Below are 18827 nucleotides of genomic sequence, written 5' to 3' on the forward strand. Positions count from 1 at the left end.
AACAGATGCGCGGCATCAGAATGCTGGCCATTATCCGCAAGGAGTTCATCCAGATCCGCCGGGACCCGCCCAGCCTGGTAATCTCACTGGCCATGCCGGTGATCATGCTGCTATTGTTCGGCTACGCCGTGACCACCGATGTCAACCACATTCCCATGGCCGTGCTGGACCAGGACCACAGCCAGCAGAGTGAGATGCTGGCCGAAAACCTGGCCGGCACCGGCTATTTGGACCTGGTTTACCGGGTGCAAAGCACACACGAAATCAGGGCATTGCTGGACGGCGGCCAGGTCCGGGCGGCGCTGATCATCCCGCCCGGTTACGCCCGCAGACTGCACCGGGGCGAGACAGCCAGTGTGCAGTTCCTGGTGGACGGTTCCGACCCGTTGTTCGCCCGCACCGCCATCTCCACGGCTGAAATGGTGGCCCGGGTCAAGTCCCAGCAACTGAGCCTGGAAGCGATGACCGCACAGGGACAGACCCCGCCGGCCGGTCCGGGCATCGACCTGCGCACCCGGGCCTGGTACAACCCCGGTCTGGAGAGCCTGAAATTCAATATACCGGGCCTGATCGGCCTGGTCATGCAAAACGTGACCATCATGCTCACCGCCTTCGCCCTGGTGCGGGAAAGGGAGCGGGGCACACTGGAGCAGTTGATGGTCACCCCGGTGCGGGGGGCGGAGCTGATGACCGGCAAGCTGATCCCTTATATCCTGATCTCCTTTGTGGACGTGGCCCTGGCCCTGGGCATCGGCACATTGTGGTTTAAAGTGCCGGTGGCGGGAAGCGTCCCGCTGCTGCTCGGCCTGACCCTGCTTTTCCTGGTCTTCGCCCTCGGGCTGGGCATGTTTTTCTCCACCATCGCCCGCACCCAGCTGCAGGCCATGCAGATGACCATGCTCTTCATCCTGCCCAGCGTGCTGTTAAGCGGCTTTGTTTTCCCCCGGGCTTCCATGCCCCTGCCCATCCAGTACCTGGGTGATATGATCCCGCTCACCTACTTTTTAGAAATCTTGCGGGGCATCATGTTGAAAGGCGTGGGGATCAACTACCTGTGGGGCGACGTCTGGCCGCTGGCCGGATTCGGCGCGGGCATCATCGCCCTGGCCGCCTGGCGTTTCAAAAAACGGGTGGAGTAAAGAGCGGGTTGCCTGTACTCCTGACACCAAGCCTTTAACCTTGATATGTGTTCCGGCCGCAATTTATAGAATTTCCATTCCGGGGAATGTCTCATCAATTTGGGAAGAATACAATCACTTGAACATCGACGGAGTAAGTCTGTCTGCATACCGGTCTCCAACCTTTCAAACGGGGAAGATGAACAAACATGGACTTAAAAGAAAAAATCCTTTCCACCATGAAAGACCTGGCCCGGCAAAAAGGCTTTCACGCCGTGACCACCGACGAACTGGCCGCGGCCTGCGGGATCAGCAAGCGCACCCTCTACCGTTATTTCACCGGCAAGGATGAAATCGTGGCCCGGGTGCTGGATGAGATGATGAACCGTGTGGATCAACGGGTTCAGGAAATCATGGCCGGACCGGCCGCCCCGCCGGAAAAACTGCGCGCCCTCGTCCAGGCCGTCCTGGAAAATATACGTTTTCTGGACCCCAATATTTTAAGCGATCTGCAGCGCCATTACCCGCACCGGTGGGAACAGATCGAGCAATTCCGCACCGGCCGCATTGAACGGTTGGGAGAAATCTTCAGCGAGGGCGCCCGGCGGGGGTTCTTCCGGGAAATCAACCCGGATGTGCTGATGGCGGCCTTGACGGCCTCCATCCGGGCGGTGATCAACCCGGAGTTCATCCTTGCCCGGGCCATCTCACTGCCCCAGGCTTTCGACACCTTGATGGAAATATTTCTTTATGGCATCAGCCGTGTCGAAGGGCGGGACAAGTGATCCGGATTTTTCATTTCTTTGCTTCTTGCTTCTTTTCCTCATGCACAAGGTATGCCGTCACCTGGCGGGCGAATTCTGCAAAATCTGGAAGATCGTTGGCGACGGCACGGTGGATTGCTGCGTAATCCAGGCGCCAGTATACATGAACGATGGCATTGCGCATTCCGGCCATGCCCTTGATCCGGTGCGCGAAATGACGGTCCAGAAGGCCCTTCTCCCCGGCCAGTTCAATTAGAGCAGTGGTGTCAAATTCATTCAGCGCCACCCCTTTCACAGCCAGAAAATGGCGGCATATGTCCAGCACACTTTCCAGGGCGATGCGCAGGTGATGTACGCACAGTTCCCGCGTATCCAGGTCAAGGGTGAATTCTTCAAAGGATGAAAACCGCTTCGACAGATCTTTTAAGCGCTGAACCGCCTGGTCCAGTTGGGACAAACAGGTTTCCACCCGCTCCCGGTGAAGTTGCCTTGTAGCCACCAGCAAACCCTCCCGTGTCCGTTTCCGCCATCGAATTTGATATTCCCGTTTGAAATAAAGGTACTCCTCATAATCGAAAAAAGTATCGACAGCAAAACGGGCAAAGGTTTCATCATCTTTGCTGTAGTGCAAAAACCCCCCGGTCAGAACGTCCATTTTCAGTGCCGGGCTGCAAAGGTTCAGGACAACCAGATCCAAATCCCGGCGATTTAATTGCCGGCCAAGATCTTCACCGGCCTGCAGATAGCTTTGAAAATCATATTGGGAAAACAGCACGGCTACATCAAGATCCGCCGGCGGCAATGCAGATTTTTCAATTGTGGAGCCGAAAATAAACGACAGGACAATCCCGTAATGATGATAATAATTGGTAGGTATTTGTAACTTTTGCAAAAGCCTTTTGGTAACGGTTTGCATAATCTGCTCACCTGCCCTGACTAAAACCAGGCGGTTCAGTGGAATCTGTAAGATTAATGCAGCACCTGTGCCTTAACCACTTATTGGTAACACTATTTTACCATCATACCGGCCCGGCGGCAAGGAATTCTTAAAGCCAGAACCGTTCGACAAGCAGCTTGCACAGGTAGAGCAACACCCCCACCGACCCGCCCACCAGGGCGCCGTTGATGCGGATGTATTGCAGGTCCTTGCCCACCCTTCTTTCCACCATCCGGATCACCGTCCTGTTGTCCAGCCGGTTCAGGTTTTCTTTGACCAGCGTACCCAGGCGCGGATGCACTTCCTCGTCCACCACCCGGAGCAGGTGTGATTTAATCCAGCCTTCCACCTGCTCCTTTTTCCCGTCATTCTTTTCCAGCAGGGCCACCTGTTCGTCCAGGAAGCCGGCGGTCAATTTGATGGCCACGGAAGTACCGCTGTGCTTTGTGGAGCCGAATTTTTTCTTGAAATTGCAAAGCAGGCTGTATACCGTCTTTTCCACGGGCAGCCGGTTGATCACATCGGCCTTCCATGTTTCCAGTGATTCCTGCAGGCTACCGTTGTTTTCCAGATTGGCCTTCAAAGCGTCAAACAACGCTGCTTTTACTTTCAGCCTGTAACCGTGCTCCCGGTCGGCACGAATTTCCCGCAAAAAGTCAAGCGCCCTGGTCTGGACATTTGACACGGCCTCCCCGTAATTCAAGATGTCCAGCTTCAGGGAGAGATCAATGCCCAGCTTGCGCCACGGACCGCCCCCCTGCTTGTAATTCTCCACCGCCTTGACCAGGATCGTTTCCATCCACTGCCTGGCCTGCTCGCTTTTCATGACCGCGATCAGCTCATCCAGCAAATAGTCCATTATTTCATCGTCATACTTGTTTTCCTGCAGCCAGTCCAGGAAAACCAGCAGGAGATGATTGACGTCCACCCGCTTCAAATACCGTCTGATGCGCCTGGCCGCCAGCCCGGAGATGTTCTCCATATCCAGGGAGTTTATAATATCGTCCAGGGCGTTGACCAGCAGTTTCCGGATATATTCCCGGGCGGCCGGAGTGTGATAATAGAGGAGCAGTTTTTCCGTCACATTGAAGTTGTTCACCTGTTCGTGAATAACGTCCAGGGTGAGCCACTCGTTCTGCACCACGTCGGCAATATTATTGATCAGTGTATCCCGGTTTTTTTCAATGATCGCCGTGTGCGGTATCTTCAAACCCAGGGGATGCCTGAACAGGGCGGTGACGGCGAACCAGTCCGCCATGCCGCCCACCAGCGCAGCCTCACAGGCGGCCTGGATCAGCCCGCCGGCAATAGTATGCCGGAATGGATAGGAGGCCACCGTGCCGGTAAAGGCCAGGGCCAGGGAGATGTTGGCCAGCCGGTATACGCTGTTCAAACGAAAACCTCCAGCTAGAAACGATTTTTCGTGAGAAATTTCGCCTCCAAGCTGATCATTTCCTGCTTGACGGGATGTTAAAACGGCATTCCGGCAAGTAACTTTCACCATCACGTCATCGTGTATACCGCTGTAGACGTAAAAACGGGAGTGGGAATGATCATGAGTCACTTCCGGATTAGCTGCAACCGCCGGCACTGTTCCACCCTAACTTCCCCCCGTCAGCGAACGGGCTACCAGCGCCGCTCCCAGGGCCGCCGTCACTTCCGGGTCGGCGGGTACCAGCAGCGGGCGGCCCAACTCCGTTTCCAGGGCATGAACCACGCCCCGGTTGCGGGCCACCCCGCCGGTAAAGGCTACCTCGGGTTCCGGTCCGACCCGTCCCGCCAGGGAAGTCACCCGGGAGGCCACGGCGGCGCATACCCCGGCCACAATGTCCTCCCTGGGGGTATCTTGCGCCAGATGGGAGATTACTTCCGATTCAGCGAAAACAGTGCAGACCGAAGAAATGGGGCAGCGTCCTTTCGCCCCGGCCGCCAGCGCGCCCAGTTCAGCCACTGTCACTTCCAGCGCCTGAGCCATCACTTCCAAAAAGCGCCCCGTGCCGGCGGCGCACTTGTCATTCATGGCAAAGTCGGCCACCCGGCCGCCGGGCAACACCCGGATGGCCTTGCTGTCCTGTCCGCCGATGTCAATCACCGTTCGTGCGCCGGGAAAAAGATGGACCATGCCCCGGGCCTGGCAGGATATTTCCGACACTTCCCGGTCGGCCGGAAAAGTCACGCGGCCGTAGCCGGTGGCCACAGTACCGGCGATTTGACCGGCCATTAATCCTTTTTCCCGTAACAGCTCATCCACCAGTTGCAGCGCCGTCTCCCGGCCATGGTAACCGGAGCGGCGCACGGCCCGGGCCAGCAGCATACCTCCCTGATCGATCAGCGCCACCTTCGTGGTCAGCGAACCGATGTCCACGCCCAGGTAATAAGCCAATAAAAATCCCTCCACACATCAATTCCACCCGCCGCAGTACCGGCGCATGAACTGTAGACATGGTACTACATAAGAAGTTGCGGAGATGTCGCTGGTAATTTCTTACTTAGCCGCCGGCAAACTGCATGGATACGGGGAATACTGCCATCATCCGGCCCGGTCCAAATCATGCGTTCAACCGTTTAAAAGGCCGGAAACAGCCGGCTTGAAATTCCTGCCCGGCCTGTGCCGTACCGCCGGAGTCAAACCGTCATCTCCAGCGTCTCCAGAAACGCCTGCACCCGGTTCCGGACCGGTTCTTCGGCGTAAACACGGGCATCAGTCATATCCGCCTCCACCAGCAGACCGGGAACGCCGGTTTCATTCATCACCCGGCGGCGGATTTCCTCCTGCACCAGGGAGTAGGGCTTGCAGGAGCGGTTGGAGTGCATGACGAAGCCATCCACTTCATAATCGCGGATCAGGTCCACCATTTGCCGCACCCGGAAATCCACCGACCGGTTGAGAAAAATGGCCGTATAGGTGCGGGCCAGGCTTTCCAGGGGATCTCCCGGAGCCAGTCCGGCCGCCCATCCCCCGGTATAGGTGTCGGTGACAAAACAGGCCCCGCGTTCTGAAAAGAGGTGATAAAAGCGGAACAGTTGATACCAGATGGCGATATTATCCCATAGCAGCCGGTACCTCTCCCCGGCCACCGCCGCCTGCCCGGCACGCACCCGTTCTTTGACCTCATCGTACAGCCGGCGGTAATAGGCCACCGCGCCGGCCGTACCGCGCAGAACCACGATTGGCGCCATGTGTACAAACAGGTCGGGGGTATTTAAGGGCGAGGGGCGGTGGCGGCATAAATTTCTGATTTCCCCCCATAACCTCACCGCTTCGTTGCTGAGGGAGATGCACTTTTGCAGGTCCGCCGGTTTGAGACGGCGGCCGGTGAGCCGTTCCAGCCCGCCAACCAAACCGCGCAATTGTTCCAGTACATAGTCGACGGTATGTTGCTTCAGTTCCCCGGTTACAAAAGGCGTATCAAGAATAAACAGCGGCACATTGAACCGGCGCGCCAGCGCCTCGTACCATTTGAGCACCGTGCCGCAGATATTGTTGCACGTGACGAGCAAATCCGGCCGGGGCAGCCCGCCCATGGGGGCCAGGTCCGGACGTAAAATGGCGCCGATGCCGGCCCGGGCGTAAGAACACAGATCCGGGGAGTAACCCGCCGCCTCGGCCGCCCGGCACAGTTCCGGAGCCACCCGCCGGGCGCCGCAAATGGCGCCGTAATTTTCCGGGTAAACGGGATCGATGCGCAGTGCGCGCAGGATCTCCACCGGGGCGCCGCTGGTCACCCAGGCCAGCGGCCGTTTCAGGGGACGGCCCCACAGGCGCTGATAACGGGTGAGCAGATAGTACCTTTGCATGGTCCGCCCCAGGTAACGGGTACTGCGCAGGGGAAGATAACGGCGCTCCTTCGCCAATGTGACCAGGACCTCCTTAAAATTATAGACACCTTTGTAAAATCCAAGAGCCGGATGGGTTAAACAACTGCTATTCCATTATGAATTCAAGTAAGCCAGTTATCAATAAAACAGAGGTATACCAGCTTGCTCAGATAGACGGCGCAGCCGGCTGGAGCAAATAAAGCCCGGTTGACACCCGACCCGGGGCAAAAGTGCATGACAACATCCCGGTTGTTTTAAGGCAATTCTAAAGACACTCCAGAAACGCCTGCAGTCTGGTGCGCTCCTGCCCGCCGGGCGTGGACGTTTCCATTTCCAGCACCAGCACCGGAACACCCGCTTCGCGCAGCCTGTCACCGGCCGCCGCGGCATCCCAGGCATGGGGGTCGCAGTACTTGCGCACCACCAGCACCACCCCTTCCGCACTACGGCGGCGGGCCAGGGCCAACAGGTAGTCCAGCCTTGCTTCCAGGTACTGGTGCCGGCAGGGGCAGGGCGGACGTGCGGCGTAGCGGGCGGCTATCCCGGCCAGGGGCTCCGCCCGTTCATTCACCAGGCCGGCGAAATGCCGGTAGCCAGTGCAGGTGTCGTCGGCCACCACCCGGGCGCCCAGTTCTTCCAGCATGACATACAGGCCGTCGTTCTCCAGGATGGAACCGCTGATCAACAACCGGCGCCGCTCCCCCACCCCGTCCGCCTTTACAGCCAGTGCCGGCAGGGCCGCTTCCAGCGACGCGGCATAGGCCGCCCGGGGCATCAACTGTCCGGCACGCATCAGTGCCGCAACCAGCGGCGAAGGCAACTGCGGCCGCAATTCATCCAGTTGGCCGGCCAGGGACCGGATGCGGTTCATCAAAACAACGGCCCGCTGCAACTGATGCGCATCCGATTGCACGCCGGCCGTTTCCGCCAGGCGGCGCCAGAGCCGCTCCAGTTCGGCTTTAAAATAGGTCCCTGCCTCCGGCGAATCCATGGTGACGGGCGGAACGAACATGAACGTATGCCGGTGGGGCCAGATGCCGGCCAGGCATTGGATGGTATCGCAGGTATGGGCAAATCCGGCTCCGGCCAGGAAATCATACTCTTTCGCTTCCCCGGCGGCCAGACAAGCCCGGGCCGGCAAACAGCAGTAGGCGGGCAAACGGGCGGGGACGCCGGCCGCAGCCGGCGGCAGTAAACGCAAGGGCTCCCGGCCCAGGCTGAGAATTAATTCTTCCGGCCAGTAACTGCAAAAATAACCGAAGGGACGGCTGCCGGGATAAAGCTGCGGCCACCCGGCGCCACCGGAAGCGGCGGCCTCAAGTAAAATCATTACCGGATCCCTGTCTGCAGAAGCCGTCGTCATTTGTAATCACCCGCCTTTTCTCTCAAAACCCGCCGCAGCACCTTGCCGATGGCGCTTTTGGGCAGCTCCGGGCAAAATTCCACCCGGCGGGGCACTTTATAGGGGAGCAGGTTCTGCCGGCAAAAGGCGATCAGTTCATCGGCACCGGCAGCCGCATTTTCCCGCAACACTATAAACGCTACGACCGTTTCCCCCCGGTAACCGTCCGGCACACCGATTACACAGGCCTCTTTTACTGCCGGGTGCATGTATAAAACATCCTCCACTTCCCGCGGGTAGACGTTGAAACCGCCGGTGATAATCAAATCCTTCTTACGTTCCACCAGGTAAAAGTAGCCGTCCGCATCCATGTAGCCAAGATCGCCGGTGTAAAGCCAGCCGTCGCGGACGACCGCCGCCGTTTCCTCCGGACGGCCGTAATAGCCGAGCATTATGTCCGGGCTTTTTAATACTATTTCCCCCACCTCCCCCGGCGGCAGTTCCCTGGCACCCGTTTCCGCATCGACAATGCGCATTACCGTATCGGGAAAGGGAACGCCGATGCTGCCCGTTTTATTCACCCCACGGTAAGGGTTGGCGCATTTGGCCGTTACCGCTTCCGTCAACCCGTAACCTTCCATCAAACGGCCGCCCGTCAGCTCCTCGAACCGGCGCTTGATTTCCGGCGGCAGGGACGCCGCACCGGAAAAACAACCCCTCAACGAAGACAAATCATAGCGGCTTAAATCCGGCTGATTAATCAGTCCGGTGAACATGGTGGGCACCCCGGCAAAAAGGGTCGGGCGGTGGCGGTGAACGGCCTTCAAAATCTCCCCGGGCTGATAGCGCGGCAGCAGGATGGCGGCACCGCCGGACAGCAGGATGGAATTCATACAGACACTCATCCCGAAGCCGTGAAAAATGGGCAAAACGGCCAGCAACCGGTCTGCCGGCGCGGTATTCACCCAGGCCCGGCACTGCCAGGCGTTGACCACCAGGGCGTAGTGGGAAAGCATGACCCCTTTCGGTTTGCCCGTGGTACCGCCGGTGTAAATAAGCACCGCCGGCGCACGGCGCACATCCGCTGAGGCGGCGCAGGCAAGCGCCGGTGACCCGTTTAGAAGCGGCCGGAAGCGCAGGCCGTGGCGGCAGGCCGGCGGAGATTTTTGTTTCAGAAGATAAAGTAAATTCAGCGGAAACGGGAGAAACTCCGGCATTGATGCATAGATAACTTGCTCCAGCAAAGGTGATCCGGCGTCCCGCAAAGCAGTCCGCACATTTTCCATCCGGCCGGCCAGTAAATTCAGTGCTATTGCCAGGCGCACACCGGCGTCCCGCACAATATGCGTCAACTCCCGCTCCGTGCTCAGGGGGTTGACCGGCACCACGACGGCGCCCAGCTGCAAAACGGCATAGTAGGCAATCACATACTGCGGGCAGTTGGGCAGAATCAGCGCCACCCGGTCCCCCGGCCCGGTCCCCAGTTGCTTTAATGCGCCGGCCAGGCGATCGACATAGCCGCCCAGTTGCCCGTAGGAAATTTTTTTGCCGTAAAAGATCAGCGCCGTGCGTTCCGCGTGCCGGCGTACATTTTCCTTGAGCAGGGCGAAAACGGGCTTGTCCGGATAGTCGAGGCGGGCGGGTACATCCGGGTCGTAAGCTGAAAGCCAGGGCAGGGCGCCGGGCGGGGAATCCATTTCTTTTTCTCACCTGCCTGCTAAAGCTATCGGGAAAATTTAAAATATTCGGACGGTTAAAGCCGGACCGGTGCGCCGCGAAAAAGGTAAGCCGGTATTTAACAGTTAAAAACAACTAAAACAAATTTCCAGTTAAAAGTCAATACTCAAATTGCGTCATTATAGTCTGAATATTTCTTATTGACTAAATTATCTTGCCGATCTAAAATAAACCTAACATATTCGGACGGACGTCCGACCGACGGATCGGACAATGACACAAAACCCCCACCAAAAACCAGTACGCGTCCGCCACAAGATGAGAAATATACCAATATTTATGAGGAGCTTAAATGTCCAAAGAGCAAAGCAACAAAGACAAAATCCTTGCCGCCGCCGGCGACCTCTTCTCCCAAAAGGGGATCAACAATACCAGCATCGGCGACCTTGCAGAGGCTCTCGGCATCAGCAAGGGCACCATTTATTATTACTACAAAAGCAAAGATGACATCATCTATGACATTGTGGACCGGAATTTCCAGCAACTCACCGGTGCCCTGATCGAACGTTTGCACCAACTCGACCGGGGCATTCCGCCCGCGGAAGTAGTCAGGTTGACGCTGGAAGCCGTGGTATCCGCGGAGGAACTGGGACGGCTCACCTTCCACCTGATTCAGGAGGCCATCACGGGTAACGGGGAGATCCGGCGCAAGATTGCCGCCAAATACCGCGAGTGGCGCCGCTTGATCGCCGATCAGTTGATCGATCTCCTGAAGTTTCAGACCGGTCCGGAAGAGTTGGACGCCGCCGCGGCGGTGGTGCTGGCTTTTATCGAAGGCATAACGCTGCAGTGTCTGATCGCGCCGGAAGACATTCAAACGGCACTGGTGGCGGAAATATTCAGCAAAGTATTATTAAAATAATGGGGGGCTGCAAACATGACTTTTTTCGTCAATTCCGAAGAGCTGTACAGGGTATTGGGAACATTTTTCCGTGCGCAAACCGGCTCGGATATAGCGCAGCAAATCGGTAAAACCGGAATCACGGTACAGTTCAAGTACTTGAACCCGGACGCACTGATCACGCTGGTATCCACCGGGAACGATATAGAGGTTCAGGAAGGAGAGACCGCGCACAAGGCCGACGTGGTATTTGAAATGAAGGCCGATACGGCGCACCGCTTCTGGCTGGGAAAAGTCAACCTGCCCCAGGCGCTCGCCCGCCAGCAGATTATCGCCCGGGGACCGGTGCAAAAAGCGCTGAAACTGCTGCCCATTATCCAACCCCTGTACGCCCGCTACCAGGCCTACCTGCAAGAAGCGGGGCGGGAAGATTTATTGACCGTTTAACCGGTTAAAGAGGGGGAATCGAGCATGGATTATGGTTTCATCATTGGCGGGGAAAAGCTTTTCAGTGCGGCCGGGGAGTTTTTCCCGGTCGTCGACCCGGCCACCGGCGAACCGTTCGCCCGGGTGGCCAAAGCAGGGCCGGCGGACGTAGACCGGGCCGTAAAGACGGCCCGGGAGGCGCTGGAGGACCGGCGCTGGTCAATCATTTCCCCGCTGGAAAGGGGACGCATTTTAAACCGCACCGGCGAGCTGATCCGGAACAACGCGGATGAACTGGCCGGCTTGATGAGCAAGGAAAACGGCATGACCCTGAACACGGCCCTTTATGTAGAAATCCCCCTGGCGGTGGATACTTTCAGCTATTACAGCGGACTGGCCGCCCGGACCGGTGGCGAAACCGTGCCTTTCGCGGTGGACGGCGCCCCGCCCGACTATCTGGCCCTGACCATCAAGGAGCCGGTGGGCGTGGCGGCACAGATTACCCCCTGGAACTTTCCTCTTTTAATGCCGGCCTGGAAAATAGCGCCGGCCCTGGCCGCCGGCTGCCCGGTGGTGCTCAAACCGTCGTCGGAAACACCTTTAACCGCCCTGCGCCTGGCGGAAATCTGTCTGGAAGCGGGCGTACCGGAGGGAATGGTCAACGTGCTCACCGGACCCGGCGGCACCGTGGGACGCGCCCTGGTTACCCATCCCGGCGTAAGCAAAATCACCTTTACCGGGGAAACCGAAACCGGGCGCTCCATCTTGAGAGACGCCGCCGGTGACATCAAGCGGGTCACCCTGGAACTGGGCGGCAAATCACCAAACATTATCTTTGAGGACGCCGATCTGGAAGCCGCCGTATCCGGGGCGCTGTTCGGCATTTTTTTGAACCAGGGACAGGTCTGCCAGGCCGGCAGCCGGATTTTCGTGCAGGAATCCATCTACGATGCTTTTATCGAGGCTTTTATCGCCCGCGCCGGCGCCCTGACGGTGGGTCCGGGCAGCGACATGATGTCCGACCTGGGGCCGCTGATCAACCAGTCCCAGCTAACCAAAGTGCAAAATTACATTGCCGCCGGCAAAACCCAGGGCGCCAGATTGCTCACCGGGGGCGGCCGGCCGGCACTGACGGCACCGTATGAAAAAGGCTTTTTTATCGAACCAACCGTTTTCGGCGCGGTCGACCCGGAAATGAGCATCGCCCGGGAGGAGATATTCGGACCGGTGGCGGCCGTCCTGCCCTTCAGCAGCGAGGAAGAACTGATCCGCATGGCCAACGGCACCATTTACGGCCTGGCCGGGGCCGTCTGGACACGGGACATCAAGCGGGCCTTCCGGGTGGCCCGGGCCGTCCGGTCCGGCACCATCTGGATCAACACCTACCAGTTGCTTTCCCCCACGGCGCCCTTCGGCGGCTATAAACAAAGCGGCCTCGGCCGGGAACTGGGGAGCCAGGGACTGGAGGCCTACCTGGAAACGAAAACGGTGATCGTTGATTTAAATGAGTCGCCCGTATCCTATTTCTAAAAAGGGGGTGAAAGCATGTTTCCGTTTCCGAATTTTTTGGAATTCAACCTTTTTACCCGCATCATCGGCGGCAATGACGTGCTGGAAAGCCTGGGGGACGAACTGACGGCCCTGGGCATAACCCGGCTGTTCGTGGTTACCGACACCCGCTTAAAGGAAGCGGGCATTGTGGAAGGCGTGCTGCGGCACCTGGAAGGGAAAAACATACAGGTGGCGGAAATCTTTGATCGCTGCCGCCCCAACTCGGACATCGCCCTGGTGGAAGAAGGCGCCCGGCGGATCGCCGCCTGCGGCGCCGACGGCCTGCTGGCCATCGGCGGCGGCAGCAACATTGATACCGCCAAGGGCATGAACCTGGTCTATACCCTGGGCGGTCAACTGCTGGACCACCAGGGAGCTTTCAACATTTCCCGGCCGATGAAGCTGCCGCTGGCGGCCATTCCCACCACCGCCGGAACGGGCAGCGAGGTTTCCCTGGGTGCGGTGATCCGGGACAGCGGCCAGCAGGCCAAAATCACCTTTGCCAGCCCCCATCTGGCCCCCCGCCTGGCCCTTCTCGTCCCTTCCCTGACGGCAGGCATGCCGCCGGCACTTACCGCCGCCACCGGTTTCGACGTACTTTCCCACGCCGTGGAGGCTTATGTCTCAGTCAACCACAACCCCTTTACCGACGCTCTGGCCCTGGAGTCGATACGCTACGTCAAACGCTACCTGGTGCGGGCCGTCGCCAACGGCGGGAAGGACCCGGAAGCCCGCTACGGCATGCAGGTGGCGGCCACCATGGCGGCCATGTCTTTCAACGTGGCCCTGCTGGGCGCCGCCCACGCCGTCGCCCACGCCACCGGCGGCCTGTACGGGGTCCCGCACGGGGCGGCCAACGCCCTGGTCCTGCCGGCCGTATGCGCCTACAACCTGGACGCCTGTCCGGAAAGGTACCGGACCATAGCGGAATGCCTGGGCGTAAACACCTGCGGGTTGGACTCAAAGACGGCCGGAGAAGCGGGAATCGCGGAAATGCGGGCCATGCGCGAATTGTGCGGACTACCCGCCACCCTGTCCGCGGTAAACATCCCGGCCTCCGCAATCCCCGCGCTGGCTGAACTGGCCGAAGGGGACGCCACCATCGTCACCAACCCCAAACCGATCGGCCGCGCGGAAATCGAGGCCATGCTGAAAACCATTGCCGGAGATTAAGGGAAAGCCGGCCTCCCGGGGAGCGTAAGCTGCTTTTGTTAAGAAACATACGACAGGCAAAATCACCCCGGTGAGGGGAAGAGGCAATCATTTGCCGGGTAACCGGACCGGGACGCCGCCTCGCGCTGTTGTCCGGAGGAGATATTGTCCCCGGCACCGCCGTGCCGCCCGGCGCCCCACCGCCGCCCCTTGCCAGGCGTGAAGCAATACAACCAGCTCTGTTCGCCGCCTAATACCGCGCCAACCAGGCAAACACCGGCAGGGTGAACAGGCTGAGCAGGGTGGTGAACACCACCACCCGGGACAGAAAACCATAGCCGGCGTTGTATTTACGCGCCACGGTGGGCGCCAGGGCGGCCGCCGGCATGGCCATTTCCAGCAACAACACCGTTTTCCCGGTGGGGGAAAAGAATGGTGCCAAGTGCAGCAGGGCCAGGGTCAGGGCGGGCAGCATCAGCAGTTTGATCACAGTGGACTGGTAAACCAGTTTACTGGTCAGCAGCGATTTAAAGTCTTTTTCGGCCAGCATGGAACCAATTAAGAGCAGGGCCAGGGGAATGGTGGCCTCACCCAGTCCGTTGAGCGGCTCGAAGAGCAGCCGCGGCAGCTGCACGTGCCCCAGGGCCAGCAAAAAACCGGTCACAATGGAGATCACATTGATATTCAGCGCTTCCCGCCACCTGAACCCGCCGCCCTGCCGCCGGCAGATCATCCATACTCCCAGCGTCCAGAACAGCAGGTTGTGTCCCAGGGAGTAAAGGGCGGCGTAAAATATGCCGATTTTGCCGAACAGGATGTAACAGACCGGAAACCCGACATAAGTGACATTGCCAAAGATGGTGCCGAACCGGAAGGAGTCCTCCGCCGGGCCGTCCACGCGCAACAGGCGGGAAACAGGAAGAATGAACAGGTAGGAAAGGGTGACCAGCACCAGCGAACCGGCCAGGATGAGCAGTCCTTCATACAACTGGCCGGTGGATATTTTCAGGCTCATGGAAGTGACGGTAAGGGCGGGCATGGTGAAGTAAAAGACCAGGCTGGAAACGGCCCTGTCCGTTCCGGCGTCCAGAATCCCCGCCCGCCGCCCCAGCCAGCCGAAAAAAACATAAATAAAAAGAACGCCGATTTCCCGGCCCAGGGATAACAGTTCGATCATCGCTCGCGTTTAATCCTCTACTTCCACCGCACAGGGCAGATTGACATTTATGGAAACCACCGCGTCCCGTTCGGACTTGTTCTCCAGGCGCAGGCGGAATTGGGCGTTTTTCAAGGTGTGGTGCCACACCGTATCCCCTTCCAGCACTTCCATCGAATCCGCCACCTGCCACTGTTCCCCGTCGAACTCCTCAATGGCCGCATCAACCGTTCCCGTAGAACGGATGCTGAACGCGGTATCCATAATATCGGCCTCCAATGGATCTGACGTGGCGATTGCCCCGGCAGCCAGAGTCATCCTCTCGATCAGGGCAAACACCTGCGGACGGAAACATTCCACTTTTTTCTTCACATACTCATCCATTATTTTCACCTTCCCGGTTAATTGTACATTTATTGCTTCGTCAAATATAAGCCTGTTCCTGCAATAAAATTTTTATCCCTTGACAGCCGGGGAAAAGTGTTATATGATACCAGAGAAAGTTCACCCAAGCAGTATACTTTAGGAATGAGGAGAACTGGATGAGGCTTAATCAGGCCACGGACTACGCTTTCCGGGCGGTGCTCCATCTGGCCCAGTTGCCGCCGGGGGAGGTGGTGGAAGCCCAGGTTATTGCCGGGCGGGAATGCATTCCGATCCGGTTTTTATTGAAAATCTTACGGCTGCTGACCAAAGCCGGTATTGTCAATTCGCACCGCGGCGTGGGCGGCGGATACGCCCTGGCCCGCTCCCCGGAAAAAATCACCTTGCTGGACGTGCTGACGGCCGTGGAAGGACCGGTACGCATCAACCGCTGCCTGGTGGATCCGGAATTTTGCAGCCGGCAGGGTCCGCCCCATTGTGCCGTGCACAATGCGCTGAGAGCAATCCAAACCACGTTGATCCAACAATTTCAGTCATACAATTTCGCCCAACTGGCCGGCAGGACTTCGTCCCGGCCGGCCGGGGAAAAACTTAAGTCCGGGGAACCGGCGACCGGTAGCGCTATTACCGGACCGGAACCGGTCAACGCATGAATGACTGCCGTCAAAGTTGAAGCCACCGGACCGGACCCGGACATCCCGCCGGAACCGGCAAACGGCACGAAACAGAAGTGTTACGCCATATCTGCCACCTGCCTCCGGCCGCTTCAACCGGTTGATCATCGGTGCTAAAGCGCCGCTATCACGGCCGGCCGCTTCGAACATTGAAACCGCTGGTACGTGATTGCCTTTTGCTTTTCCCCGGTGACCGGCATCTGCCAAAAAGTCCGCCTTCGGGCGGGCTTATCAAAGCCTTAATAGTGTACTAAATTAGTATTCAATTGGAGGTGCCCTGATGAAAAAAGTCTGTCCTTCCGCCGATGAGATCCTGTCCCGTTTTATTGTCTCCAAAGATGACGTGGAAACAGCCTTTCACCGTCTGTCCACCCAGCAGCCCAAGTGCGGCTTCGGCCTGCAGGGGGTTTGCTGTCGCCTGTGCTCCAACGGCCCCTGCCGGGTTACCCCCAAATCACCCCGCGGGGTATGCGGCGCAGACGCCGACACCATGGTGGCGCGCAATTTCCTGCGTGCGGTGGCCGCCGGTGCGGCCTGCTACCTGCATGTGGTGGAAAACGCGGCCGGCAGCCTGCAGGCGGCGGCTGCATCCGGAAAAGAGATCCAGGGGGCGGCAGTGCTGGCCGAACTGGCCGGCGCGCTGGACCTGCCCGGAAGCGACGCGCGTGAGCGGGCCGGCCACCTGGCCGGGCAGGTTATGGATGACCTGTACCGGCCGCGGCAAAAGCAAATGGCTCTGACGGAAAAGCTGGCCTACGCCCCCCGTCTGGCCCGCTGGCGGGAACTGGGCATCATACCGGGCGGCGCCAAGTCCGAAGTCTTCGACGCCCTGGTCAAAACCAGCACCAACCAGTCCAGCGATCCGGTGGATATGATGTTACACGCCCTGCGCCTGGGCATCGCCACCGGCATTTACGGTCTCGAACTGACCAATTTGTTAAATGACGTTTTGCTCGGCGAACCAAAAATTGCCGCCGGCCCGGTGGGTTTCAGCGTGGTTGACCCGGACTACATCAACATTATGGTCACCGGCCACCAGCATGCCTTAATCGGTCCGGTGCAGGAAGGGCTGGCCGCCCCCCGGGCTATTGATCTGGCCCGGCAGGCGGGCGCCAGGGGCTTTAAAATCATCGGCTGCACCTGCGTCGGCCAGGATCTGCAGTCCCGCGGCGACCAAAACGGTGTTTTTGCCGGTCATGCCGGGAACAACTTCACCAGTGAGGCGCTTCTGGCCACCGGCGGCGTCGACCTGGTGTTGAGCGAGTTCAACTGCACCCTGCCGGGCATTGAGGAAGTCTGCCGCCAATACATGGTGGCCCAGATCTGTCTGGACGACGTGGCCAAAAAACAAAACGCGGGTTACCTGCCCTTCGATCCGGGCGCCGGCGAAGAAACCGCCCGCCGGGTGGTTGAAGCGGCTGTGGAAAGCTACCGGCAGCGCCGCGGCCGGATCGGCATAAACGTACCGGAACACGGATATGAGAACTCCCTGGCCGGTTTAAGTGAAAGAAACCTGCGTGCCTTTTTGGGCGGCAACTATAAACCGCTGATCGAACTGATCGCTTCCGGCCGGGTAAAAGGCCTGGCTGCCATTGTGGGCTGCTCCAACCTGACGGCCGGCGGCCACGACGTTTTCACCGCCGGACTGACCCGGGAACTGATTGCCCGGGACATCCTGGTGCTCTCCGCCGGCTGCACCAGCGGCGGCCTGGAAAACCTGGGCTTCATGTCCCCGGAAGCAGCCGGCTGGGCCGGGGAAAAGCTGCGCCAGGTATGCCGGGAACTGAACATCCCGCCGGTGCTCAACTTCGGCCCCTGCCTGGGCATCGGCCGGCTGGAAATGGTGGCCGCCGGCATCGCGGCGGCGCTGCAGGTGGATCTGCCCCAACTGCCCCTGGTGCTGTCGGCGCCCCAATGGCTGGAGGAACAGGCGCTGGCCGACGGCGCTTTCGGCCTGGCCCTGGGACTGCCCCTGCACCTGGCCCTGCCTCCCTTCATCACTGGCAGCAAGCTGGTCACCCGGGTGCTCACGGAGGACATGGAGAAGCTCACCGGCGGCCGGGTGATTGTGGAGGGAGAGATCGTACCGGCGGCGGAGCAACTGGAAGCGGTGATCATGCAGAGAAGGGCGGCGCTGGGGATTTAACCCGGACCGAACGACCGGGAAGGGCATGCTTTTCAGCCGTTCCTGCCCCACTCTTCCGGTAATTTTACCCGGTGTCCCCACCAGCGGCTTCTTTACGGTGCACAATTTTCCTGCGGGGAGTACCGGGCCCTGCCGCTGATGGCTCCGGGGAGCTTATCCAGACCGGTTTTCAGTTGCTTGCAACAAAATCAAAACCGTATACATCATACCTGCTCTTAACCAAATGAGGCCTAAAAGGACACCGGATACCGGTCACCATTTCATAACTGCCAAAGAGGTGACTATCAACCATGAAAAGGATTTTCATCCGCCCCGAATTATGTGCCGGGTGCAAAACCTGCGAACTCTCCTGCCTGGTGGAACATTGCGCGGGAAGTTCCCTTTGGACCATAGACCTGGGCGATGCAGGAAACCAGCCGCGAAACACGGTATTGGCCGGGCCAAAGGGGGTCCCCCTGCCCCTGACCTGCCGGCATTGCCCGGAACCGGCCTGCGTGGACGCCTGCCCGGCCGGGGCGATGGTACGCAACGAAGCCACCGGCCTGGTCGAACACCGGAATGAGCGCTGCGTGGGGTGCTGGATGTGCGTAATGGCCTGCCCCTTCGGTCTGGTCTGGCCATCCGCCCGGGAACAAAAATCAATTAAATGCGACTTCTGCGGGGAAAGGGACAATCCTGCCTGCGTAGAGTCCTGCCCCACCGGCGCCCTTTCCCTGGTGGAAACAGACCCGGCGGGAGGGGTCAAGGAAATAACGATTGATTAGCTCCCGGCCGGCATAT

17 protein-coding genes are annotated in these 18827 nt (G+C 59.1%); 9 read left to right on the forward strand and 8 right to left on the reverse strand.

The window, feature by feature from the left end; translation table 11 throughout:
• Positions 1-5: 5 nt before the first annotated feature.
• Positions 6-1139, forward strand: coding sequence for an ABC transporter permease (locus A6M21_RS00365; RefSeq protein ID WP_066665826.1), 1134 nt, complete (start codon positions 6-8; stop codon positions 1137-1139).
• Between the two features lie 188 nt (positions 1140-1327).
• Positions 1328-1903, forward strand: coding sequence for a TetR/AcrR family transcriptional regulator (locus tag A6M21_RS00370; RefSeq protein ID WP_066665827.1), 576 nt, complete (start codon positions 1328-1330; stop codon positions 1901-1903).
• A gap of 10 nt (positions 1904-1913) precedes the next feature.
• Here A6M21_RS00370 and hepT read toward each other — a convergent pair whose 3' ends face one another.
• The 6 genes from hepT to A6M21_RS00400 all read right to left on the reverse strand — a co-directional run bounded on the left by hepT (position 1914) and on the right by A6M21_RS00400 (position 9677).
• Positions 1914-2798 carry a type VII toxin-antitoxin system HepT family RNase toxin gene (hepT, locus tag A6M21_RS00375; RefSeq protein ID WP_066665829.1) on the reverse strand — a complete coding sequence of 295 codons (885 nt, stop codon included), beginning with the start codon at positions 2796-2798 and terminating at the stop codon, positions 1914-1916.
• Positions 2799-2928: 130 nt separating this feature from the next.
• Complete coding sequence (locus A6M21_RS00380) at positions 2929-4212, reverse strand: DUF445 domain-containing protein (RefSeq protein WP_066665831.1); 1284 nt, start codon at positions 4210-4212, stop codon at positions 2929-2931.
• Positions 4213-4419: 207 nt separating this feature from the next.
• Complete coding sequence (locus A6M21_RS00385) at positions 4420-5202, reverse strand: acyl-CoA dehydratase activase (RefSeq protein WP_078060270.1); 783 nt, start codon at positions 5200-5202, stop codon at positions 4420-4422.
• Between the two features lie 242 nt (positions 5203-5444).
• Positions 5445-6674, reverse strand: coding sequence for a 2-hydroxyacyl-CoA dehydratase subunit D (locus A6M21_RS00390; RefSeq protein ID WP_242868714.1), 1230 nt, complete (start codon positions 6672-6674; stop codon positions 5445-5447).
• 229 nt (positions 6675-6903) lie between these two features.
• Positions 6904-8001: a 2-hydroxyacyl-CoA dehydratase subunit D gene (locus A6M21_RS00395; RefSeq protein ID WP_066665836.1), complete on the reverse strand. Its 1098-nt coding sequence runs from the start codon at positions 7999-8001 to the stop codon at positions 6904-6906.
• The gene (locus tag A6M21_RS00400; protein WP_066665838.1) at positions 7998-9677 is read right to left on the reverse strand and encodes a long-chain-fatty-acid--CoA ligase; all 1680 of its coding nucleotides are present in this window, start codon (positions 9675-9677) and stop codon (positions 7998-8000) included. The genes A6M21_RS00395 and A6M21_RS00400 overlap by 4 nt, the downstream gene beginning before the upstream one ends.
• Before the next feature lie 332 nt (positions 9678-10009).
• Between A6M21_RS00400 and A6M21_RS00405 the strand changes: the two genes are divergently transcribed.
• The 4 genes from A6M21_RS00405 to A6M21_RS00420 are packed head-to-tail and all read left to right on the forward strand — an operon-like array spanning position 10010 to position 13708.
• Positions 10010-10579 (forward strand): TetR/AcrR family transcriptional regulator, encoded by a 570-nt coding sequence (locus A6M21_RS00405; RefSeq protein ID WP_066665840.1) that lies wholly within the window; start codon positions 10010-10012, stop codon positions 10577-10579.
• Positions 10580-10594: 15 nt separating this feature from the next.
• On the forward strand, positions 10595-11005 hold the full coding sequence (locus A6M21_RS00410) for an SCP2 sterol-binding domain-containing protein (protein WP_066665842.1): 411 nt from the start codon (positions 10595-10597) through the stop codon (positions 11003-11005).
• A gap of 24 nt (positions 11006-11029) precedes the next feature.
• Positions 11030-12514, forward strand: coding sequence for an aldehyde dehydrogenase family protein (locus A6M21_RS00415; protein ID WP_066665844.1), 1485 nt, complete (start codon positions 11030-11032; stop codon positions 12512-12514).
• Positions 12515-12529: 15 nt separating this feature from the next.
• Positions 12530-13708, forward strand: coding sequence for an iron-containing alcohol dehydrogenase (locus A6M21_RS00420; RefSeq protein ID WP_078060271.1), 1179 nt, complete (start codon positions 12530-12532; stop codon positions 13706-13708).
• A 229-nt stretch (positions 13709-13937) separates the two neighbouring features.
• On the opposite strand, the gene A6M21_RS00425 is transcribed toward A6M21_RS00420, so the two are convergent.
• A complete protein-coding gene (locus A6M21_RS00425) occupies positions 13938-14864 on the reverse strand; it encodes an AEC family transporter (RefSeq protein ID WP_066665845.1) in 927 nt (308 codons plus the stop codon).
• A 9-nt stretch (positions 14865-14873) separates the two neighbouring features.
• The gene (locus A6M21_RS00430; protein WP_066665846.1) at positions 14874-15227 is read right to left on the reverse strand and encodes a hypothetical protein; all 354 of its coding nucleotides are present in this window, start codon (positions 15225-15227) and stop codon (positions 14874-14876) included.
• 158 nt (positions 15228-15385) lie between these two features.
• Here A6M21_RS00430 and A6M21_RS00435 point away from each other — a divergent pair, with 158 nt between their 5' ends.
• From A6M21_RS00435 to A6M21_RS00445, 3 genes are all read left to right on the forward strand, one after another.
• Complete coding sequence (locus A6M21_RS00435) at positions 15386-15880, forward strand: Rrf2 family transcriptional regulator (RefSeq protein WP_078060272.1); 495 nt, start codon at positions 15386-15388, stop codon at positions 15878-15880.
• Positions 15881-16181: 301 nt separating this feature from the next.
• Positions 16182-18047 carry an anaerobic carbon-monoxide dehydrogenase catalytic subunit gene (gene cooS / locus A6M21_RS00440; RefSeq protein ID WP_066665850.1) on the forward strand — a complete coding sequence of 622 codons (1866 nt, stop codon included), beginning with the start codon at positions 16182-16184 and terminating at the stop codon, positions 18045-18047.
• Between the two features lie 290 nt (positions 18048-18337).
• Complete coding sequence (locus tag A6M21_RS00445) at positions 18338-18811, forward strand: 4Fe-4S dicluster domain-containing protein (RefSeq protein ID WP_066665852.1); 474 nt, start codon at positions 18338-18340, stop codon at positions 18809-18811.
• Positions 18812-18827: the final 16 nt, after the last annotated feature.

It is taken from the genome of Desulfotomaculum copahuensis (assembly GCF_001655685.1).
Classification (GTDB): Bacteria; Bacillota; Desulfotomaculia; order Desulfotomaculales; family Desulfovirgulaceae; genus Desulfotomaculum_G; species Desulfotomaculum_G copahuensis.